The 20,096-nt window shown below is 70.1% G+C and carries 19 protein-coding genes; 3 read left to right on the top strand and 16 right to left on the bottom strand.

Going from position 1 to position 20,096, the window contains the following annotated elements; genetic code table 11:
* Positions 1–72 precede the first annotated feature (72 nt).
* The 14 genes from ybgF to AC06E6_RS07330 all read right to left on the bottom strand — a co-directional run bounded on the left by ybgF (position 73) and on the right by AC06E6_RS07330 (position 14,715).
* A complete protein-coding gene (gene ybgF, locus AC06E6_RS07395; protein ID WP_478060752.1) occupies positions 73–867 on the bottom strand; it encodes a tol-pal system protein YbgF in 795 nt (264 codons plus the stop codon).
* A 3-nt stretch (positions 868–870) separates the two neighbouring features.
* The gene (pal, locus tag AC06E6_RS07390) at positions 871–1,389 is read right to left on the bottom strand and encodes a peptidoglycan-associated lipoprotein Pal (protein ID WP_054663937.1); all 519 of its coding nucleotides are present in this window, start codon (positions 1,387–1,389) and stop codon (positions 871–873) included.
* A 64-nt stretch (positions 1,390–1,453) separates the two neighbouring features.
* Positions 1,454–2,773 (bottom strand): Tol-Pal system beta propeller repeat protein TolB, encoded by a 1,320-nt coding sequence (gene tolB, locus AC06E6_RS07385; RefSeq protein ID WP_104938289.1) that lies wholly within the window; start codon positions 2,771–2,773, stop codon positions 1,454–1,456.
* Positions 2,774–2,926: 153 nt separating this feature from the next.
* On the bottom strand, positions 2,927–4,003 hold the full coding sequence (gene tolA, locus AC06E6_RS07380; RefSeq protein WP_240211649.1) for a cell envelope integrity protein TolA: 1,077 nt from the start codon (positions 4,001–4,003) through the stop codon (positions 2,927–2,929).
* Positions 3,993–4,421 (bottom strand): protein TolR, encoded by a 429-nt coding sequence (tolR, locus tag AC06E6_RS07375; RefSeq protein ID WP_478060749.1) that lies wholly within the window; start codon positions 4,419–4,421, stop codon positions 3,993–3,995. The genes tolA and tolR overlap by 11 nt, the downstream gene beginning before the upstream one ends.
* Before the next feature lie 37 nt (positions 4,422–4,458).
* Complete coding sequence (tolQ, locus tag AC06E6_RS07370) at positions 4,459–5,235, bottom strand: protein TolQ (protein WP_104938286.1); 777 nt, start codon at positions 5,233–5,235, stop codon at positions 4,459–4,461.
* 10 nt (positions 5,236–5,245) lie between these two features.
* Positions 5,246–5,674, bottom strand: coding sequence for a tol-pal system-associated acyl-CoA thioesterase (gene ybgC, locus AC06E6_RS07365; RefSeq protein WP_104938285.1), 429 nt, complete (start codon positions 5,672–5,674; stop codon positions 5,246–5,248).
* A complete protein-coding gene (ruvB, locus tag AC06E6_RS07360) occupies positions 5,667–6,707 on the bottom strand; it encodes a Holliday junction branch migration DNA helicase RuvB (RefSeq protein WP_240211651.1) in 1,041 nt (346 codons plus the stop codon). Before ruvB ends, ybgC begins: the two co-directional genes overlap by 8 nt.
* Before the next feature lie 135 nt (positions 6,708–6,842).
* Complete coding sequence (locus tag AC06E6_RS07355; protein WP_293762511.1) at positions 6,843–8,759, bottom strand: potassium transporter Kup; 1,917 nt, start codon at positions 8,757–8,759, stop codon at positions 6,843–6,845.
* 37 nt (positions 8,760–8,796) lie between these two features.
* Positions 8,797–9,384, bottom strand: coding sequence for a Holliday junction branch migration protein RuvA (gene ruvA, locus AC06E6_RS07350; protein ID WP_104938283.1), 588 nt, complete (start codon positions 9,382–9,384; stop codon positions 8,797–8,799).
* A 73-nt stretch (positions 9,385–9,457) separates the two neighbouring features.
* Positions 9,458–9,979, bottom strand: a complete 522-nt coding sequence (ruvC, locus tag AC06E6_RS07345) for a crossover junction endodeoxyribonuclease RuvC (RefSeq protein WP_104938282.1) — start codon at positions 9,977–9,979, stop codon at positions 9,458–9,460.
* A 78-nt stretch (positions 9,980–10,057) separates the two neighbouring features.
* Positions 10,058–10,804: a YebC/PmpR family DNA-binding transcriptional regulator gene (locus AC06E6_RS07340; protein ID WP_478060747.1), complete on the bottom strand. Its 747-nt coding sequence runs from the start codon at positions 10,802–10,804 to the stop codon at positions 10,058–10,060.
* A 66-nt stretch (positions 10,805–10,870) separates the two neighbouring features.
* On the bottom strand, positions 10,871–11,521 hold the full coding sequence (locus tag AC06E6_RS07335) for an alpha/beta hydrolase family protein (protein WP_293762504.1): 651 nt from the start codon (positions 11,519–11,521) through the stop codon (positions 10,871–10,873).
* A gap of 101 nt (positions 11,522–11,622) precedes the next feature.
* Complete coding sequence (locus AC06E6_RS07330; RefSeq protein WP_478060746.1) at positions 11,623–14,715, bottom strand: TonB-dependent receptor domain-containing protein; 3,093 nt, start codon at positions 14,713–14,715, stop codon at positions 11,623–11,625.
* 160 nt (positions 14,716–14,875) lie between these two features.
* On the opposite strand from AC06E6_RS07330, the gene AC06E6_RS07325 reads away from it, so the two are divergent.
* Together AC06E6_RS07325 and AC06E6_RS07320 are read left to right on the top strand one after the other, a co-directional pair.
* A complete protein-coding gene (locus tag AC06E6_RS07325; RefSeq protein ID WP_161615672.1) occupies positions 14,876–15,403 on the top strand; it encodes an RNA polymerase sigma factor in 528 nt (175 codons plus the stop codon).
* Positions 15,400–16,407, top strand: coding sequence for a FecR family protein (locus AC06E6_RS07320; protein WP_293764987.1), 1,008 nt, complete (start codon positions 15,400–15,402; stop codon positions 16,405–16,407). Before AC06E6_RS07325 ends, AC06E6_RS07320 begins: the two co-directional genes overlap by 4 nt.
* A 20-nt stretch (positions 16,408–16,427) precedes the next feature.
* Here AC06E6_RS07320 and AC06E6_RS07315 read toward each other — a convergent pair whose 3' ends face one another.
* Complete coding sequence (locus tag AC06E6_RS07315) at positions 16,428–16,952, bottom strand: GNAT family N-acetyltransferase (protein ID WP_321990085.1); 525 nt, start codon at positions 16,950–16,952, stop codon at positions 16,428–16,430.
* A gap of 7 nt (positions 16,953–16,959) precedes the next feature.
* Positions 16,960–18,717, bottom strand: a complete 1,758-nt coding sequence (aspS, locus tag AC06E6_RS07310; protein WP_321990084.1) for an aspartate--tRNA ligase — start codon at positions 18,715–18,717, stop codon at positions 16,960–16,962.
* A 159-nt stretch (positions 18,718–18,876) separates the two neighbouring features.
* On the opposite strand from aspS, the gene AC06E6_RS07305 reads away from it, so the two are divergent.
* Positions 18,877–20,082, top strand: coding sequence for a DUF3011 domain-containing protein (locus AC06E6_RS07305; RefSeq protein WP_478060745.1), 1,206 nt, complete (start codon positions 18,877–18,879; stop codon positions 20,080–20,082).
* Positions 20,083–20,096 lie beyond the last annotated feature (14 nt).

Genomic DNA, 20,096 nt, shown 5'->3' with positions numbered 1-20,096 from the left:
ATGGCGTCGGCCATGCCGTAAACGACGGCAGCCGGGCATGGCCCGGCTCCCTGGAAACACTGCCGCCCGGACTCAGCGGATCTGCTGGCCGAGCCGGATCGACTGCAGGCGGTCCTGCGCGGTGCGCGCGGCGTCGCTGCCCGGGAACCGGGTCACGACCTGCGCCAGCGTCTGCTCGGCCTTGGCCGCATCGCCCTGGCCGAACTGCGACAGGCCCAGCTTCAACAGGCCGCCGGCGGCCTTGTCATGGGTCGGATAGCGCGCGACCAGGTCACGGAACTGCGCCTCGGCCAGCTGGAAATTGCGGGTGGCGTAGTAACTCTCGCCCAGCCAATACAGCGCATTGGGGGCGTAGATACCACTGGGATACTGCTCCAGGAACCCCTGGAAAAGACGCGCCGATTCGTCGTATCGGCCGGCCTTGAGCGCGTCGAAAGCCACGTTGTAGGCGCTGCGCTCGTCACCGGCAGCGGCCACCGCGCCGGCATCACCCCGCACGGTGGGCGGCTTTTCCGCCGCCGTCGGGTTGCCCGCCGAAGGCGTCGGCGCAACCGGCGCCGTCGCCGGCGCGGCACCACCTTCCAGGCGGTTCAGGCGCCCGTCCAGGTCCAGGTACTGGTCCCGGCTGCGCTGCTTGAGCTGTTCATTCTCGTGCTGGAGCTGCTCGACCGTTGCCTGCAGCGCCTGCATCCCGCTGCGCAACTGCTGCAGCTGGTTGAGCATGTCGGTGTTGGCCTGGTTGTTCTGGACCTGCTGCTCGAGTGCGCCGACGCGGTCGGCCAGGCTCTGCCGCTGCGCATGAGCGGGTGCGGCAGCCACGAGGGCTGCCGCAACCACGAGCATCATCGCCTTGATGCCGGTACGCATCGATTACTGCGCGGTGTAGACGATTTCGACGCGACGGTTCTGCGACCAGCAGGACTCGGCCGACTCGGTGCAGACCGGACGCTCTTCGCCGTAGGACACGACGGTCAGCTGCGAAGCCGAACCACCGTTGGCCTGCAGCGCCGAGTTCACGGCATTGCCACGACGCTCGCCCAGGGCCTGGTTGTAGGCGCGGCTGCCGCGCTCGTCGGTGTGGCCCTGCAGGGTGATGCGCGAGGACGGACGGTCACGCAGGTACTTGGCATGGCAGGCCATGATGGCCTGGAACTCGGACTTCACTTCTTCCTTGTCGAAGTCGAAGTAGACCACGCGCTGGCGCAGGCAGGCGTCGGTGTCCAGGTCGCCCGGGCCGTACAGGCCGGAGGTCGACGGACCGGTCGACGGGGTGGTCGGGGTGGTGTCGACCGGCGGCTGGGCCGGCTGTTCCTTCACCTTCTTCGAGCAGCCGGCCAGCGCGGCAACCGACAGAAGCGAAACAAGCAGAACGCGAGTGGACTTGTTCATGGCGATACCTAAAGGCTCCTGAGCCAATGATGGGGTTTAATGCGGATGGGATATTAACATTTTATCAACGCGCGGTGCGGTACGGACCCCATGCGGGCTCGCGCACATCACCGTCCGCCAGGACCAGGCGCTGGCGGACCCGCGCGTCGGCCGAAACGGCATACAGCACTCCACGGCCACCCTCGCGGGCGGCATACAACACCATGCTCGCGTTCGGCGCGAAGCTGGGCGATTCGTCCAGCGAGCCCGGCGACAGCGTGCTCCAGCGCGGCGAACCCAGGCTGCTGTCCATCAGCGCGATCCGGTAGCTGTTGCCGCTGCCCTGTGCCATGGCCAGCTTCTTGCCGTCATAGGACACGGACACCTTGGCGTTGTAATTGCCCTGAAAGGTCACGCGGCTGGCGCTGCCGCCGGACGCCGGCACCTGGTAGATCTGCGGGCGGCCACCGCGGTCGGAGGTGAAATAGATGGTGTTGCCGTCGGCGCTCCAGGTCGGCTCGGTGTCGATGGCGAAGTGGTTGGTCAGCTGGGTCAGCTGCTTGCTGCCCAGGTCCATCACGTAGATCTCCGGGTTGCCGCTGCGCGACAGGGTCAGCGCCAGGCGGCGGCCGTCCGGCGAGAACGCCGGTGCGCTGTTGATGCCGCGGAAGCTGGCGACCAGGTCGCGCGCGCCGGTGGAGATGTTCTGGACGTAGATGGCCGAGTTGCCGCGCTCGAAGCTGACATAGGCCAGGCGGTTGCCGTCCGGGCTCCACGACGGCGACAGCAGCGGTTCGGCCGAGCGCACGATGGTCTGCGGGTTGTAGCCGTCGGCATCGGCCACCATCAGCGCATAGCGCATGGCGTCGCCGCGGCCGCTGGCGGTGACGTAGGCGATGCGGGTCCAGAAGGCGCCGCGCACGCCGGTGATCTTCTCGTAGATGGCGTCGGCCATCTGGTGGGCGACGTCGCGCATCGCGTTGGAGCGGGCGGTCATCGCCAGGCCGAGCATGCGCTCGCCCTTGGCCACGTCGAACAGCTCGTACTCGACGCGGTAGGCGCCCGCACCGGCGTCGAGCACGCGGCCGACGACCAGGTAGTCCTGCTTGAGCGCGCGCCAGGTCGGGTACTGCACCTCGCTGCCGCGGGTCGGGCGCTGCACGATCTGCGCCTCGGGCAGGGTGCGGAACTGGCCGGAACGGTCCAGGTCCGAGCGCACCACCGCGGCGACATCGGTGGCCGGCGCCGCGGCGCTGCCCTGGTACGGCATCGGCACCACGGTGATCGGCAGGGCCGACGCGTTGCCGCCGATGATGTCGATCTCCAGCCCCCGTTGCTGTGCCATCGCCACCAGGGGCAACAACAGTACGGTCAGGGCGGCCAGCCAGCGAAGCGGTTTCTTCATGGGGTGCTCAACGATGGATGAACAGGGGGAAAGGGATAGCAGCAGGCGGATGAACATTTTCGCAATCGTGAACGAAAATCCCGTGAAATCCATCCCCGTCGATGGGCAAGCGCGCCGCCAAGGGTGCCGGGGGCCGCGTGAAGCCCCCGCGATTCAGCGGTCCTGCGCCTCGAACGTGAAGTTCAGCGTGCGCTGGAACACCGACTCGAAACCGCGGTACGGCAGCGGCTGGGCGCGCAGCACCGCGGCCTCCACCGAACGCCGGCCGGCGTCGTCATAGGGGCAACCGGCGGCGAACTGCACGTCGACCACCTCGCCGCCGGGCAGCTGGCGGATGGTCAGCCGGCAGCGCTGGCCGCGCGGGATCGTGTCCGGGCGCACCCACTGGTTGAGCACCGCCTGTTGGATCGCCGCGGCGTACCTGGCGGTCAGGTCGGTGCTGGTGCCGCCCTGCCCCGGCGAGGCCTGCGGCGTGCCGCTGGCCGGCGAGGCGCTGGACGCGGCCGCCTGCGCGCGGGCGCGGGCATCAGCCACCTGGCGCTGGCGCTGCTCGGCGAGCTTGAGCTCGCGCTCGGCCTGCTCGCGCTTGCGGCGGATCTCGGCGATCTTCTGCTGGCGCTCCTGCTCGGCCTTGGCCTCGTTGGCCTTGCGCTGTTCCTCGGCCAGTTTCTTCTGGCGGTCGGTTTCTTCCTGCTGTTTGGCCAGCCGCAGCTTCTGCTCGGCCTCCTCCACGCGCTTGCGCTCGGTCAGGTCGATCTGCTCCTGGCGGCGCTTGGCTTCCTGCTCCTGGCGGGCCTTCTCCTGGGAGATGGCCAGCGCGCTGACCCGCTCCTGGTCGACGGTGTCCGGCTGCGCGATGCGCTCCTGGGCATTGTGCTGCTGCGGGGTGGGCGCGTCCTGCGGCCGCGGCTCGGGGATCGGCTGCGGCGGCGGGACGGTGTCTTCCGGGACCGGCTGGGGCTGCGCGTCCGGCGCCGGCTCGGGCGGCGGCGGCAGTTTCTCCGACGCGCGCAGGGCGCTGCGCGCGGCCGCGGCTTCGGCCGCCGACAGCTGCAGGCTGGCCTCCACCACCGGGTCGCCGGCGGCGGCCTCGGTGCTGCGCGACGGCGACCACACCCAGGCGATGATGAACACCAGCGCGACCAGCACGTGCACCAGCAACGCCAGTACGACGGGCATGCCCCATTCGTTGCCGGGGTCGCGCGGCGGCGGCAGAGCGTCAGCGTGCATCGGTCGCCAGGCCCACCTTCTCGATCTTCGCCGCCTTGATCACGTCCATCGCCGCGACGACCTTTTCATAGGCCACCGCGCGGTCGGCGGCGACGATCACGCGCAGGCCCTTGTCCTGCGCGGCCATCGCGCCGAGCTGCGCCTGCAGCGTGGCCGCGTCGATGCGCTCGGGGCTCTTGGCATCGGGCAGCTTCAGGCTGAGCTGGCCATCGCCCAGCACCGAGACGATGACCGGGTCCTGCTTGCCTTCCAGCGCCTTGGCGTTGGAGGTGGGCAGGTCGACCTCGAAACTGAGCGTCAACAGCGGCGCGGTCACCATGAAGATGATCAGCAGCACCAGCATCACGTCGATGTACGGCACGACGTTGATCTCGGATTTGAGCTTGCGGCGCTTGCGCCGGAAAATGCCGGAAATCATGGACGGTTCCTGTGCGGGCTGGTGCGCGTGGCGCGCATCATTCGTCGGCGCCGGACTGGCGCTGCAGGATCGAGCTGAACTCCTCGGCGAAGGTCTCGTAGCGCACCGACAGCCGTTCCACGCGGGTGGTGAAGCGGTTGTAGGCCCAGGTCGCCGGAATCGCCACGAACAGGCCGATGGCGGTGGCGAACAGCGCCTCGGAAATGCCCGGCGCGACCGAGGCGATGCCGGCCTGCTCGCCGCTGCTGATCATGTCGTGCATGGTCACCATGATGCCGAACACGGTACCGACCAGGCCCACGTAGGGGGCATTGGAGCCGATATTGGCCAGCAGCTCGAGATTGCGCTCCAGGCCGTCGACCTCGCGGGCGAAGGTGGTGCGCATGGCGCGCTGGGTGCCTTCCAGCTGGGTACGGCTGTCCAGCCCGCGGCGGCCGTTCAGGCGGCTGTACTCGCGGAAGCCGGACTCGAAGATCGCCTCCAGCCCGTCCACCGAGCGGTTGCGGTCGGCGGCCGCGGCATACAGCTTGGCCAGGTCGGCGCCGGACCAGAACCGGTTCTCGAAGTCGTCGGCGGCGCGGTCGGCGGCCTTGAACACGCGCGCCTTGCGGAAAATGATCACCCAGCTGATGAACGAGCCGGCCAGCAGCAGCAGCACGATCAGCTTGACCGGGATGCTGGCCTTGAGCATCAGGTCCAGGTAGTTGATGCCGCCATGGCTGGCGCCGGCCACGGTCTGCGCCGCGGCGGCGCTGACATCCGCCGGCAGCGCCTCGGTCACGGTGGCCTGCAGGGCCAGAAGCAAAGCGATCATCCGATGTTCCTCAGTCTTGCGCGTGTTGGGTTTCGAATTGTTTGAGCGTGGCGTACAGCGTGTCGTCCATGGCCTGCGGGCGGAAATCGCGGGCGCCGACCGCCGCCAGCCGCACCTGCGCGGTCACCAGCGGCTGGCCGTCGCGCAGCACCGCCTGGCGCATCACCAGGCTGGCGCGGCGGCACTGCAGCAGTTCCACCGTGGTTTCCAGCGCGTCGTCCAGCCGCGCCGGCCTGAGGAAATCCAGGGCCATCGCGCGGACCACGAACACCTGCCCGTCGCCGCTGCGCATGGCTTCCTGGCCATAGCCCATCGCCCGCATCCACTCGGTGCGCGCACGTTCCATGAAGGCCACGTAGCGCGCGTGGTAGACCACGCCGCCGGCGTCGGTATCTTCCCAGTAGATGCGTGTCGGCCAACTGAACCGGGACTCACTCATCGTCCGGCTGCTCCATGAACAGGTCGGCCGGCGCCGTGCGCGGTTTCAGGCCCATGTGCCGGTAGGCCTTGTGGGTGGCCATGCGGCCGCGCGCGGTACGCACTAGGAAGCCCTGCTGGATCAGGTAGGGCTCGACCACGTCCTCGAGCGTGCCGCGTTCCTCGGACAGCGCCGCGGCCAGCGATTCGATGCCGACCGGGCCACCGTCGAAGTACTCCACGAGGGTGCGCAGCAGGCGCCGGTCCAGCTCGTCGAAACCTTCCGGGTCGACCTTGAGCATCTGCATTGCCGCCTGCGCCACGGCCTGGTCGATATGGCCGCCGGCCTTGACCTGGGCATAGTCGCGCACGCGCCGCAGCAGCCGGTTGGCGATGCGCGGGGTGCCGCGCGAGCGGCGCGCGATCTCGCCGGCGCCCTCGGCGCTGCAGTCGATGCCGAGGATCGTCGCCGAGCGGCGCACGATGCGGGTCAGCTCATCGGCCGAGTAGAACTCCAGCCGCTGCACGATGCCGAAGCGGTCGCGCAGCGGCGCGGTCAGCAGGCCGGCACGGGTGGTGGCGCCGATCAGGGTGAACGGCGGCAGGTCGAGCTTGATCGAGCGCGCGGCCGGGCCCTCGCCGATCATGATGTCGATCTGGAAGTCCTCCATCGCCGGGTACAGCACTTCCTCGACCACCGGCGACAGGCGGTGGATCTCGTCCACGAACAGCACGTCGTACGGCTGCAGGTTGGTCAGCAGCGCGGCCAGGTCGCCGCCCTTCTCGATCACCGGGCCGGACGTCACCCGCAGCCCCACCCCCAGCTCGTTGGCGATCACGTGGCTCAGGGTGGTCTTGCCCAGCCCCGGAGGGCCGAAGATCAGCACGTGGTCCAGCGCCTCGCGGCGCGACTTGGCCGCCTGGATGTAGATGTCCAGCTGTTCGCGCACCGGCGCCTGGCCGAGGTAGTCGGCCAGGCGGCGCGGGCGGATGCTGGCGTCGGCGGCGTCGTCCTCGCGGGTGGCGCCGGCGGCGATGATGCGGTTGTCGGTCATGGGGACCAGGGGCCGGAGGCCGGAGGCCGGGAAAAGGCGGACAAGCGTTCGGGCATGTTCATCAACGGCGATTGTAGGCACAAGCGGCCAGGACTGCCCGTATTTTCCGGGCCCTGGCCGCAGGCCGCGCGCCCATCAGATCTCCACCTGCGCGCCCAGTTCCACCAGCCGGTTGCCGGGGATGCGGAAGAAGTTGCTGGCCGGGGCGGCGTTGCGGTGCATGAAGGCGAACAGCTTGTCGCGCCACACCGGCATGCCGCGGTTGGCGGTGGCGACGATGGTCTCGCGGCTGGCGAAGAACGTGGTGTCCATCGGGTCGAAGTAGACCCCGCCGTGGTCGCACGAGCGCATCAGCGCCAACGGCACGTCCGGTGTCTCCATGAAGCCGAAACGGACCTGGATGCGGTAGAACTCGTCGCCGACCGGCTCGATCTTCAGCCGCTGGCCGGCCGCCGCGTACGGCACCGGCAGGGTCTCCACGTGCAGGAACACGTTGCGCTCGTGCAGCACCTTGTTGTGCTTGAGGTTGTGCATCAGCGCGTGCGGCACCACGGTCGGGTCGGCGGTCAGGAACACCGCCGTGCCCGGCACCCGCACCGGCGGCGCCAGCATCAGCCCGGGCAGGAAGCTGTCGATGCGGATGCCGTCCTTGCGTACCTCGTCGCGCAGCAGTTCGCGGCCGCGGCGCCAGGTGCGCATCATGGTGAACAGCGCGATGCCCAGCACCACCGGGAACCAGGCGCCCTGCATCAGCTTGGCGCCATTGGCGACGACGAAGCCCAGGTCGATGACGAAGAACACCGCGCACAGCGCGACGATGCCATGGCGCGCGCGCGGCCACAGGGTGCGCGCCACCAGCGCCAGCAGCAGGGTGTCGATCAGCATCGTCCCGGAGACCGAGATGCCGTAGGCCACGGCCAGGTTGCTGGAGCTGCGGAACGCCAGCACCAGCCCGAACACCATCAGCGCCAGCCCCCAGTTGATGCCGGGAATGTAGATCTGGCCGATGGTGTCGTGCGAGGTATGCAGGATGCGCATGCGCGGGATGTAACCCAGCTGCATGGCCTGGCGCGCGACCGAGAACGCGCCGGTGATCACCGACTGGCTGGCGATCACCGCGGCCATGGTCGCCAGGATGATCATCGGGTACAGCGCCCACTCCGGCACCGCCTCGAAGAACGGGTTGGCCACCGCGTCCGGCCGCTGCAGCACCAGCGCGCCCTGCCCCAGGTAGTTCAGCATCAGGCACGGCAGCACGAAGAAATACCAGGCGTGGCGGATCGGCGGCGCGCCGAAGTGGCCCATGTCCGCGTACAGCGCCTCGCCACCGGTCACCGCCAGCACCACCGCGCCGAGGATGAACACGCCGTGCCAGCCGTGCTCCAGGAAGAAGCGCACCGCCCACCACGGATTGAACGCCTTGAGCACCTCGGGCGCGGCGATCACGTTCCAGATGCCGACCGCGGCCAGCGCCAGGAACCAGGTCAGCATCACCGGGCCGAACACCTTGCCCACCTTCTCGGTGCCGAAGCGCTGCGCGGCGAACAGGATGGCCAGCACCACAAGGGCGATCGGCACCACGAACCGGCCGAGCCCCGGCGCGGCCACCTCCAGGCCCTCGACCGCGCCCAGCACCGAGATCGCCGGGGTGATCACGCCGTCGCCGAAGAACAGCGAGGCACCGAAGATGCCGAGGATGCCGACCACGTAGGCCGAGCGCGAGCCGTTGCGCAGGGTGCGCTGGGCCAGCGCCATCAGCGCCATGATGCCGCCCTCGCCATCGTTGTCGGCGCGCATGATGATGGTCACGTACTTGAGCGTGACCACCATGATCAGCGCCCAGAACGCCAGCGACAGCACGCCCAGCACGGTGTCGTGGTCGCTGGTGAGCCCGTAGTGCGGCGAGAACGCCTCCTTGAGCGTGTACAGCGGGCTTGTGCCGATGTCGCCGAACACGACGCCGATGGCGCCGACGATCAGCGCCAGGCCGGCGGCGGTGCCGGGCTTGCCGGGGTGGCCCGGGGTGGCGGGCTGGGAAGCAGCGTGGGACATGGTGGTTTCGGTCGCCCGGTAATGAAGGGGAGTGGGGTCAGCGCAGCGCCGATTGCAGCGCCTTGCGGATCACCATGGCGACATCGTCGCCGTCGGTTGCCGCGTCGCGCGCCATCTTCGCCGCCTCGGCCGGCTTGTAGCCCAGCTGCTGCAGGGCCACGGTCGCCTCGGACACCGGGTCGGTGGCCAGCGGCCCGGCCACCGGCGCGCCGCCGCCGGCAAAGTCGGCGGCCTTGTCGCGCAGTTCCACGATCATGCGCTCGGCGGTCTTCTTGCCGATGCCGGGAATGCGGGTCAGCGCGGTGATGTCACCGGCCTGGATCAGCCGGCCGAACTCATCCACGCTGGCGCCGGACAGCACCGCCAGCGCGATCTTCGCGCCGATGCCGGTGACCTTCTGCACGTCGCGGAACAGGCGCCGCTCACCCTCGCGCAGGAAGCCGTACAGCGACACGCTGTCCTCCTTCTGCGCGTAGTGGGTGAACAGCACCACCTCGCGGCCGATGTCGGGCAGGTCGTAGAAGGTGCTCATCGGCGCCTCCAGCTCATAGCCGACGCCGCCCACGTCGATCACCAGCCACGGCGGGGCCTTGTGCGCCAGGATGCCACGCAGGCGACCGATCACGGCAACGCCCTCCGCGAACCCGGGGCCCGGGGCCGGAGCCCGCGGCATGCACCAGCATGGCCAACAAAAACCGTCATTTGCGACTCCAGGCAGAGCGCACGTCCACGCCCAGCCGTCCGGCCGTGGCGCGCACGTGCGCATGGGTGATGGCCACGGCCAGCGCGTCGGCGGCGTCGGCCTGCAACCTGCCCTGCAGACCCAGCATCAACCCCACCATGTGCTGCACCTGCTGTTTCTCGGCACCGCCGCGGCCCACCACCGCCAGCTTGATCTCGGTGGCAGCGTACTCGCTGACCGGCAGGTCGCGCAGCACCACCGCGCACAGCGCCGCGCCGCGCGCCTGGCCGAGCTTGAGCGCCGAATCGGCGTTCTTGGCCATGAACACCCTTTCGATGGCCACTTCCTGTGGCCGGTACTCGTCGATCAGCGCATGCACCCCGTGCACCAGCCGCTTCAGGCGCTGGGCGAAATCGGCCGCGCCCAGCAGTACCAGCGGCTGGTGGTGGACATGGCGCGCGCGGCCGCCGGCATCGATTTCGATGATGCCGATGCCGGTGCGCTGCGAGCCGGGGTCGATGCCGAGGATGCGGGTCATTGCCATGGCGGCCGGAAGGAGGAAACGGCGGCCATCTTCGCCGGCCGCCGTCTCACGTGACGGGACGCGGGCGCGCCGTCAGGCCCGCTCCAGCCCGGCCTGGTCGACGTTGGAGTACACGTCCTGCACGTCGTCCAGGTCCTCGAGCATGTCCAGCAGCTTCTTCACCTGCAGCGCGGTATCGCCGGCCACGGCGATGTCGTTGTCGGCGCGGAAGGTGATCTCGGCATGGTCGGGCGCCAGCCCGGCCGCCTCCATCGCCGCCTTCACCTGCTGGAAATTCTCCGGCGCGGTGATCACGTCGATCGAGCCATCGTCCGGGTACACGACGATATCGTCGGCGCCGGCGTCGATGGCCGCCTCGGTGATGCGGCTTTCAAACGCGGCTGCATCGCCGGCGTCCGGCGCGTAGGTCAGCACGCCCAGGCGCTTGAACATGAACGCCACCGAGCCTTCGGTGCCCATGTTGCCGCCGCACTTGGAAAACGCATGGCGCACGTCGGCCACGGTGCGCACGCGGTTGTCGGTGAGGCAGTCGACGATGACCGCCACGCCGCCCGGCGCGTAGCCCTCGTAGCGCACTTCCTCGTACTCGACGCCTTCCAGTTCGCCGGTGGCCTTCTTGATGGCGCGTTCGATCACGTCCTTGGACATGTTCGCGGCCAGGCCCTTGTCCATGGCCACGCGCAGCCGCGGGTTGTTGTTGGGGTCGCCTCCACCGCCGCGCGCGGCCACGCCGATCTCGCGGATGATCTTGGTGAAAATCTTGCCGCGCTTCGCGTCCGACGCGTTCTTGCGGGCTTCGATGGAGGGACCTCTACCCATGGGGATCTACCGTACATCTGTAGGGAACAAGAGGCGGATTCTACCCGATCCCCGCAGGCCGCCCCGTCAGGCCGCCTGCTGCCCGGCGGCCGCGCCGAAGCGCCCATGGCGCAGGAACGCGGCGACCAGCGCCGCCACCTGCGGCGACAGCACCAGCCCGCTGTGGCTCGCCGCCACCACGCAGTGGTCGGCCAGGCCCGGCAGGCGGGTTTCGGCCAGCGCCACGGTGCCGTCGGAATCGCCGTGCAGCGCGCCCATCAGCGCCCCCAGCCCATGCGGCACGCTGCCGGCCACCAGCCCGACCTGCGCCCGCCCGTGCCAGGCCGGCAGGCCGTGCTGCAACAAGCCGCCGCTGCGTCCCAGCGCCACCGCCCAGCCATGCCCGGCCAGCGCCCGCGCGGTTTCGCTGCCACACAGCGGCGAGCCCACGCAGACCACCCGCGGCACGTCCAGTTCGGGCGCCTGGCGCAGCGCTTCCAGCGCGACCAGCCCGCCGAGGCTGTGGCCGACCAGCGACACCGGGCCCTGCCCGCGCAGCCGCTCGATCAGCGACGGCACCGCCACGTCGGGCCCGCCGAACACGCTGGGATAGCCGAACACGCCGACCTGGAACCCGCGCGCGCGCAGCCGCCAGGCCAGCGGCCCCACCCACGCCCGCGCGTTCCAGATGCCGTGCAGCACGATCACGCGGGACTTGTCTGCGGACACGGTACTCATGCCGCCAGTGTCCCGCATCGCTGCGGCGGACGTCATCACCCGGCATCGACGCATGGTGCGCGGAACACCCCGGCACGGGGCGCTCCGCGCACGGCGGCGCCTCAGTGCAGCCGGTACTCGAACTGCACCGCCACCTCCCGGCCCACCGGGCTGTAGACCTCGTAGAAGTACGGGAAGCTGCTGTTGGTCTCGTCGTGCGGGTGCAGGCTGTTGAACACGTTGTTGACGTACAGCTTCAGCGCCGCCTTGTCGGTGATCTGCCGGCCGACGTTGGCATTCCACAGGAAGTGCACGCCGGTGCGCCCGACCCCGCCGTACTTGGGCAGGCTGCCGTAGCGGGTACCGAACACGCCGGCCGACCAGTCGCCCAGCCGCCAGTCCACGCCGGTGGTGATGCGGCTGCGGAAATCCAGGTTGTCCGGGTCGTCGCGCCAGTCCTCCTGGACCGGGTCGGTGGCCTGCACCTGGCGTTCGGATGCCAGCGTGTGCGACCAGTTCAGGCGCAGGTTGTAGCGCCCCAGCCGCGCCGTCTGCAGGCGCCAGTTGACCCCGGCGTCGATGCCGGCCACGCGCCGGTACGACTGGTTGATCGGCAGCGAGCGGATCTCGGTGACGCGGCCGATCGCCTGGCCCTCCTCCGGGGTGCGCGTGACCAGGCTGGTGATCAGCTGGCAGTAGCCCGAGTCGGCCGCGAAGTCGAAGGGCTGGCCGTTGAGCTTGCGCCCGGTGCGGCAACCGGCCTCGCCCTCGAGGATGGCGGCGTTGGAAAGACGCTCGAGCGCGCCGTTCAACTCGATGTTCCAGTAGTCGGCGTTGACCGACAGGCCGTCGGCGATGTCCCACACGAAGCCGGCGCTCCACGACTTGCCGGTTTCCTCCTCCAGGGCCGGATCACCACGGGTGACCGAGAACATGGAATAGCTGTAGCCCGAGCACCCCGGGTTGGCGCCGCCGGCGATGCAGCGCCACGGATCGACGCTGTTGCCGTAACTGCCGCTGCCCTCGCTGAACACCCAGTGCATGTCCGGCGCCTTGAAGCTGGTGGCGTGGCTGGCGCGCACCAGCAACGCGTCGAACGGGCGCCACTCCAGCCCGGCGTTCCAGGTCTTGGCGTCGTTGACGTCGGTGATGTCGTCGTACTTGTCGAAGCGGCCGGCCAGGCTCGCCTTCAGCGTGTCCACGATGGGGATGCTGAACTCGACGCCGGCGGCGTAGCGGTCGCGCTCGCCGCCGCCGTTGGTTCCGGTCAGGTTGTACAGCTGCACCACGCCGGGCTGCACCCGCGGGTCGCTGTCCAGGTCGTAGCCCTGGCGGCTGGCCTCCAGCACGACCGCCATCCCCAGCGGCCCCGCCGGCAGCGGGAACAGGTCGCCGGTGAGCACGAAGCTGCCGGTGCTCACCCACGACCGGGCCTCGTAGCGGGCCAGGGTGGAAATCGAGGCATATTCGTCCGGCGTCAGCGGCCGCAGCCAGCGCTCCAGGTTCAGCTGGTGGATCGGCACGCCCTTGGACGTGGTGCCCAGTTGGGGGCCGAAGAAGAAATCGTTGACCAAGTTGCCGACCATGCGCCGGCGGGTGCGCTCGAAGTCGTACTCGGCGCGGCTCAGGGTGGCGTCCCAGTCGAAGCGTTCGGCCAGGCGCCCGCGCAGGCCGATGGCCAGGTCCACCGAACGCTCCTTGTAGTGCTGGTTCATCGCCGCCACGCCGCCCAGGTCCACCGGCGACAGATAACGGGCCGGCGCGATCACGCTGCCGAACTGCGGATCGTAGAAGTCACCACGGCGCCCCACGCCGTCGGTGTGCGGCCCGGTGATGCTCTCGAAGCCGCCCAGCGATTCGGCCCTGGAATCCCACACCTGCAGCGACGCCCAGCCCTGCAGCGCGCTGTTGAAATCGTAGGTGCCGAACACATAGGCGGCGGCCTCTTCCTTGCCCTTGCTCAGGTGCACGTAACGTTCGTCGTTCCAGCTGCCGCACGCATTGCCCAGCGTCTGTACGTTGCCACTGCTGATGCGGCGGTAGGTCCAGTCGAGGAACTCGCCGCCCCACTTCTGGCAGGTGCCGTCCGGCAGCGCGATCAGCGGGTTGCTGCTGCTGGTGCCACCGCGGCGGATGCGCAGCATGGACGTCGGCTCGGGGCCGATGCGCGGATCCGCCGCCGGGTTCCGGCGCAGGTCCCAATCGTCGCGCTGGAAGCCATAGAGCAGCTCCTGTTCGTAGTACTGCAATGCGTAGGTCACGCTCCAGTCGTCGCCGCTGCGACCACCGGCCCACTGCAGGTCGGCGCGATCGCGGCCGCCCATGGTGCTGGTACCGCCGCGCAGCTTGAAGACGTCGCCCTCGTAGCCCCGCTTGAGCACCACGTTGACCACGCCGGACACGGCATCGGCACCGTAGATGGCGGATGCGCCGCCGGCCAGCACCTCGATGCGCTCGACCGCGCCGGAGGGGATGTTGCCGAAGTTCTGGAAGTTGCTGCGGCCGCCGTAGGGAAACGGATAGTCGGCGGCACGACGGCCATCGATCAGCAACAGCGAACGCCCCGGCCCGAGACCGCGCAGGTTGAGCGGGTGCGCGTTGGCGGAAAAGCCCCCGGACAGCTCCGTCTCCACCGCGCCCTCCACCGCGCCGCCGGCCATGACCAGGGTTTCCAGCGCCTCGAACACGGTGGCGTGGCCTTCGTTCTCGATCTGCTGGGCGGAGATCACCATCACCGGCGAAGGGCCTTCCACCTCGGCGCGCTTGATCCGCGAACCGGTGACCTGCACCGCCGCCAGCTCCTGGGTGTCGGCGGGCTTGGCCGCCGCGGCCGGCGGCGACGGCCGCGGCGCCGCGGCGGGTGCCGGCGCGCGCGCGAGCGTGATCACGCCCCCGCGGGTGCTGCGGTGGACCAGCCCGGTCCCGGCCAGCAGCCGGTCCAGTGCCTGCTGCACGGTGTACTGGCCGCTCAGCGCCGGCGCGGTGTGGCCGCGGACCAGGTCCGGCGGCACCATGATCTGCACGCCGGCGGTTTCGGCCAGGCGGTTGAGCGCTTCGCCCAGCGGCTGGCTGGCGACGGCGAACTGGTGCGTGGCCGCCGGCTGCGCGAAGGAGGCCGGCGCCATGCCCAGCAGCGAGAGGCCCAGTGCCGTGGCCAGCGCGCTGGCGACGATGGTGCGGCCGGGGCGGTTCGACGCCCGTGCGGTATTTCTCATCTATGGTTTCCCCCAAGCGATGTCGGATGGCGGCCTGTGCCAGGCTCCCCTCTTCGCAGACGCAGCGCGATGCGCATACCTCACCCGGCCACCGCACGGTTGCGCGGGTGCCGCGCCAGCGCTTACCGTCGGCGGGTCATCCGCCCGGGGTTCCTTCGCGATGCCGCCGTTCACCGCAGACCAGGTACTGGCCATGCGCTGGGAGCCGGACCACGTCCGCCACTTCCGTCCCATGCTGCTGCGCTACTTCCGCCGCCATCTGCAGCACGATGCCGATGCCGAGGACCTGGCGCAGGAGGCGCTGATCCGCCTGGCGCGCTCGCCGACGCGGGTGGACAACGCCGAGGCCTACGTGCTGCGCATCGCCTCCAACCTGCTGCGCGACCGCTTCCGCCGCGACCGCAGCCACCACGCCGGGCAGCACGAGCCACTCGATGCCACCGTGCACGAGCTGCCCAGTGAGGAGCCGGCCGGGTATCACGTCTACGCAGGCAGGGAGCGGCTGCAGCAGTTCCTGTCGGCGCTGGACGAACTGCCACCGCGCTGCCGCGAGGTATTCCTGCTGCAGCGCTACGAAGGCATGACCTATGCCGCCATCGCGCTGCAACTGCAGGTGAGCGTGAGTGCGGTGGAAAAACACATGATGCGCGCACTGCTGCACCTGCAGTCGCGACTGGCGGACACATGAGCAGACCGGACACTTCCGCCCACGACGGCAGCAACCTCGTGGAGCAACAGGCAACCGCCTGGTTCGTCCGCATGCGTGCCGACGACGCCAGCGAGCGCGACCGCCAGGCCTGGCAGCAATGGCTGCACGCCGACCCGGTGCACCGCACCGCGTATGGCCGCATCGAGGCGTTGTGGTCGTCGCTGGGCGAGTTCGCCACCGCACCCGAGCTCGCGGTGCGGATGCCGCGCCCGCGCATGGCCGCGCGCCGCGCGCCGCGCCGGCGGCGCTGGCCGGTCGCCGCGGCGGCCGCGCTGGTGCTGGCCTGCGCCGCCGGCCTGGCGGCCCTGCTGCTGCCGCCGCGCGCTGTCGAAAGCAGCTACCGCACCGCCATCGGCGAGCGCCGTTCGCTGCAGCTCGAGGACGGCACCCGCGTGGACCTGGACGCGGACACGCGGGTGCAGGTGCGCTATGACCCGCGCGGTCGTTCGGTGCGGCTGGACGGTGGCCGCGCGTTTTTCCGCGTGGCACGCGACAGCGAACGCCCGTTCGTGGTGCAGACGGCCGCCGGCAGCGTGCGCGCACTGGGCACCCAGTTCGAGGTCTCGCGGCTCGGCGCGGCCGCCGACGTGACCCTGTACGAGGGCAGCGTCGAGTTGCGTGGAGGCGACGGCGCCGCGCACCCGGCCACGCGGCTGGGCGTGCTGGTCCCGGGACAGCGCGCGCGCATGGCCGCGCAGCGCCTGCAGGTGACAGACGCGGCGGTGGCGGCGGGCTCGGCGCCGGGCTGGCTGTCCGGGCGGCTGGTGTTCAACGACACGCCGCTGCCGGAAGCGGTGGCCGAGTTCGGCCGCTACAGCTTCAAACCGGTGCTGCTGGCCGATCCGGGACTGGCGTCCTACCGCGTCAGCGGGGTGTTCCGTGGCGAGGACGTGGAGGGTTTCATCCAGGCGCTGGGCGAGGTCTACGGCATCCCCGAGCACCACACCGCCGACGGCGCGCATGTGCTCGGCAAGGCCCGCTGAGCGGGCACCGGGCTACGGAATCACGCGCCGGGCGCGGGACGGCGCAGGATGAACTCGCGGTCGCGGGTGCGGCCGACCGGGAAGTCGTACTCGCCGACCTTGTCGAAGCCGTGGCGGGCGTAGAAGCGCTGCGCGCCGAAGTTCTCCGACCACACCCCGATCCACAGCGTGCGCGGGCCGGCGCCCAGCAGCCATTGCTCGGCCGCCGCGAACAGCTTGCCACCCCAGCCGCCGCCCTGGTGGCCGCGGAGCACGTACAGGCGTTTGAGCTCGCCGTCGCCGGGACGGGCGTCGGCATGTGGCAGGCCGCAGGGGCCGGCGAAGGCGAAGCCGACCGGTTCGCCGCCCACCTCCAGCAGCCAGGCGGCGTAATCGCCCGACTGCAGCTGGCGGCGCTGCAGCTCCGGCGGATAGGCGCTGGCCAGGTAATCGGCCAGGTCCTGCGGCGGGTACAGGTGGCCGAACGTCTCCACGAAGGTACGCTCGGCCAGCGCGCACAGCACGCCGGCGTCGTCGGGCGATGCGCGACGGATGATGCCGGCCATCGGCCACTCAGCCCTTGGCCGGCTGCGGACGCACCTGCACGTGCACTTCGGCCAGCTGCGCGTCGGCGATCGGCGACGGCGCGTCGGTCATCAGGCACTGCGCGCCGGTGGTCTTCGGGAACGGGATCACGTCGCGGATCGACTCGGTGCCGGCCATCAGCGCGGCGATGCGGTCGATGCCGAAAGCGATGCCACCGTGCGGCGGCGCGCCGTAATTCAGCGCGTCCAGCAGGAAGCCGAACTTGGCGCGGGCTTCCTCGGCGCCGATGCCGAGCAGTTCGAACACCGCGCTCTGCATCTCCGGGCGGTGGATGCGGATCGAACCGCCGCCGATCTCGTTGCCGTTGAGCACCATGTCGTAGCCGCGCGACACCGCGGTGCGCGCATTGGCGCGCAGGTCGGCGACGTCGTCCACCGCCGGCGCGGTGAAGGGGTGATGCAGGGCGACGTAGCGCTGCTCCTCGTCGTCCCACTCGAACATCGGGAAATCGGTGACCCACAGCGGGCGCCAGCCGTCGGCGACCCTGCCGAAGTCCTTGCCGGCCTTCAGCCGCAGCGCGCCCATGAAGTCGGACACCTTGTTGTAGCCACCGGCGCCGAAGAACACGATGTCGCCGTTGCCGGCGCCGACGTGCTTGAGCAGCGCGGCGAAGGCGTCATCGCTGAAGAACTTCTGGATCGGCGAGCTGATCTCGCCGTTGTCGGCGATCTTGATGTAGGCCAGGCCCTTGGCGCCGTACTTGGCGGCGTGCGCGGCGTACTCGTCGATCTGCTTGCGGCTCAGCGCTGCGCCGCCGGGGATGCGCAGCGCGGCCACGCGGCCGTCGGCGTCGTTGGCCGCGGCGGTGAACACCGCGAACCCGCTGTCCTTGACCAGCGCGGCCACGTCGACCAGTTCCAAGTCGATGCGCAGGTCCGGCTTGTCCGAGCCGTAGCGGCGCATCGCCTCGGCCCAGGTCATGCGCGGGAACTGCGCGTCGAGCTCGACGTCGACCACTTCCTTGAAGATCGAACGGATCATGTCCTCGACGAAGTCCTGCACGTCGCGCTCGCGCACGAAGGCGAACTCCATGTCCAGCTGGGTGAATTCCAGCTGGCGGTCGGCGCGCAGCGCCTCGTCGCGGAAGCAGCGCGCGATCTGGTAGTAGCGGTCGAAGCCGGCCACCATCAGGATCTGCTTGAACAGCTGCGGGCTCTGCGGCAGCGCGTAGAACTCGCCCGGGTGCATGCGTGCCGGCACCAGGAAGTCGCGCGCGCCTTCCGGGGTGGCCTTGGTCAGGATCGGGGTCTCGATGTCCTGGAAGCCGCGCGCGTCCAGGTGCCGGCGCAGCGCCTGCACCAGCTTGATGCGGGTGCGCTGCATGCGCTGCATCTCCGGACGGCGCAGATCCAGGTAGCGGTACTTCAGGCGGGTGTCCTCGCCCGGGTTCTCGTGGGCGTGGAACGGCAGCGGCGCGGCCTTGTTGAGCACGGTGATGCGGCTGGCGATCACTTCCACCCTGCCGGTGCGCATCTTGTCGTTGACCGCGTGGCGGGCACGCACGACGCCTTCGACCTGCAGCACGTCCTCGTAGCCCAGCGACGCGGCCACCGCGAACACCTCGGCGTTGTCGATCTCCACCGTCACCTGCACGATGCCCTCGTGGTCGCGCAGATCGATGAAGCACACGCCGCCCTGGTTGCGGGCAACGTCGGTCCAGCCGGCAAGGGTCACGGTTTGGCCGATCAGGGTCTCGTCGACCAGGCCGCAGAAGTGGGTACGCATGGAAAGCTCCGCAGGGGAATACCGGCGCGGGAGGGTGCCGGCGAGCCGGCTATTTTGCGGCCGGCCGGCGAGCGGAGCAAATCCGCGCCGCAGTCACGCCCGCTTAAGCCAGACTCTTCCTATAGTTTCGCCCATCCAAACCTGAACAGGGACGCCGCCATGAACCGCCCGCTGCTGCTCGCCGGACTCACCGCCCTCCTGCCGGCTGCCCTGCTCGCCCCCGGCGCCGCCGCGCAATCGCCCTATGGCAACGGCCCGGGCACCGTGGCGGCGGTGCGCTGCGAGAGCATCAACAACCGCCAGCAGGTCTGCAATACCGGCTGGCGCGACGCCATCATCGTGCGCCAGCTGTCCAGCACCCGCTGCATCGAGGGACAGAACTGGGGCAGCCGCGACGGCACGGTGTGGGTCGGCAACGGCTGCCGCGCCGACTTCGGCCCGGGCCGCGGTGGCTGGAGCAACGGCGGCGGCAACGGCAACTGGGGCGGCAACGGCGACACCATCCGCTGCGAGAGCAACGACAACCGCCAGCGGGTGTGCAACACCGGCTGGCGCGGCGCGGTGCTGGTGCGCCAGCTGTCCAATACCCAGTGCGTGGAAGGCCGCAACTGGGGCAGCGGCAACGGCAGCGTGTGGGTCGACAATGGCTGCCGCGCCGAGTTCGCCGAAGGCCGTGGCGGCAACTGGGGCGGCGGCTGGGGCGGTGGCAATGCCGGCAACGGCCAGACCATCCGCTGCGAGAGCAATGACAACCGCCAGCGGGTGTGCAACACCGGCTGGCGCGGCGCGGTGCTGGTGCGCCAGCTGTCCAATACCCAGTGCGTGGAAGGCCGCAACTGGGGCAGCGGCAACGGCAGCGTGTGGGTCGACAATGGCTGCCGCGCCGAGTTCGCCGAAGGCCGTGGCGGCAACTGGGGCGGCGGCTGGGGCGGTGGCAATGCCGGCAACGGCCAGACCATCCGCTGCGAGAGCAACGACAACCGCCAGCGCGTGTGCCGCACCGACTGGCGCCGCGCCACGCTGGTGCGGCAGTTGTCCAAGTCGCAGTGCATCGAAGGCCACAGCTGGGGCAGCAGCAATGGCGCGGTGTGGGTCAGCGACGGCTGCCGCGCCGAGTTCGCCGAGGGCCGCGGTGGCGGCTGGGGCGGTGACAACGGTGGCAACTGGGGCGGTTCCAACTACAGCATCGAGTGCAGCAGCGAGGACAACCGCATGCGTTCCTGCGCCTGGGAGCGTCGCCAGGGCCGCCCGGTACTGATCCAGCAGCTGTCCCGGACCCAGTGCGTGGAGGGCCGCAACTGGGGCTACAACGGCAACAGCGTATGGGTGAACGGCGGCTGCCGCGCGCGCTTCGGCGCACGCTGAGGGCCGCCATCGGA

The sequence above is a fragment of the Stenotrophomonas sp. Steno-Z10-HUANG genome (genome assembly GCF_056393075.1).
This window is presented reverse-complemented; position numbering and strand designations above follow the sequence as displayed.

Bases quoted from the DNA above. Each gene is read 5' to 3' on its own strand.
- ybgF (WP_478060752.1), bottom strand. From the start codon at position 867: ATGCGTACCGGCATCAAGGCGATGATGCTCGTGGTTGCGGCAGCCCTC.
- pal (WP_054663937.1), bottom strand. From the start codon at position 1,389: ATGAACAAGTCCACTCGCGTTCTGCTTGTTTCGCTTCTGTCGGTTGCC.
- tolB (WP_104938289.1), bottom strand. From the start codon at position 2,773: ATGAAGAAACCGCTTCGCTGGCTGGCCGCCCTGACCGTACTGTTGTTG.
- tolA (WP_240211649.1), bottom strand. From the start codon at position 4,003: ATGCACGCTGACGCTCTGCCGCCGCCGCGCGACCCCGGCAACGAATGG.
- tolR (WP_478060749.1), bottom strand. From the start codon at position 4,421: ATGATTTCCGGCATTTTCCGGCGCAAGCGCCGCAAGCTCAAATCCGAG.
- tolQ (WP_104938286.1), bottom strand. From the start codon at position 5,235: ATGATCGCTTTGCTTCTGGCCCTGCAGGCCACCGTGACCGAGGCGCTG.
- ybgC (WP_104938285.1), bottom strand. From the start codon at position 5,674: ATGAGTGAGTCCCGGTTCAGTTGGCCGACACGCATCTACTGGGAAGAT.
- ruvB (WP_240211651.1), bottom strand. From the start codon at position 6,707: ATGACCGACAACCGCATCATCGCCGCCGGCGCCACCCGCGAGGACGAC.
- AC06E6_RS07355 (WP_293762511.1), bottom strand. From the start codon at position 8,759: ATGTCCCACGCTGCTTCCCAGCCCGCCACCCCGGGCCACCCCGGCAAG.
- ruvC (WP_104938282.1), bottom strand. From the start codon at position 9,979: ATGACCCGCATCCTCGGCATCGACCCCGGCTCGCAGCGCACCGGCATC.
- AC06E6_RS07340 (WP_478060747.1), bottom strand. From the start codon at position 10,804: ATGGGTAGAGGTCCCTCCATCGAAGCCCGCAAGAACGCGTCGGACGCG.
- AC06E6_RS07335 (WP_293762504.1), bottom strand. From the start codon at position 11,521: ATGAGTACCGTGTCCGCAGACAAGTCCCGCGTGATCGTGCTGCACGGC.
- AC06E6_RS07330 (WP_478060746.1), bottom strand. From the start codon at position 14,715: ATGAGAAATACCGCACGGGCGTCGAACCGCCCCGGCCGCACCATCGTC.
- AC06E6_RS07325 (WP_161615672.1), top strand. From the start codon at position 14,876: ATGCCGCCGTTCACCGCAGACCAGGTACTGGCCATGCGCTGGGAGCCG.
- AC06E6_RS07320 (WP_293764987.1), top strand. From the start codon at position 15,400: ATGAGCAGACCGGACACTTCCGCCCACGACGGCAGCAACCTCGTGGAG.
- AC06E6_RS07315 (WP_321990085.1), bottom strand. From the start codon at position 16,952: ATGGCCGGCATCATCCGTCGCGCATCGCCCGACGACGCCGGCGTGCTG.
- aspS (WP_321990084.1), bottom strand. From the start codon at position 18,717: ATGCGTACCCACTTCTGCGGCCTGGTCGACGAGACCCTGATCGGCCAA.
- AC06E6_RS07305 (WP_478060745.1), top strand. From the start codon at position 18,877: ATGAACCGCCCGCTGCTGCTCGCCGGACTCACCGCCCTCCTGCCGGCT.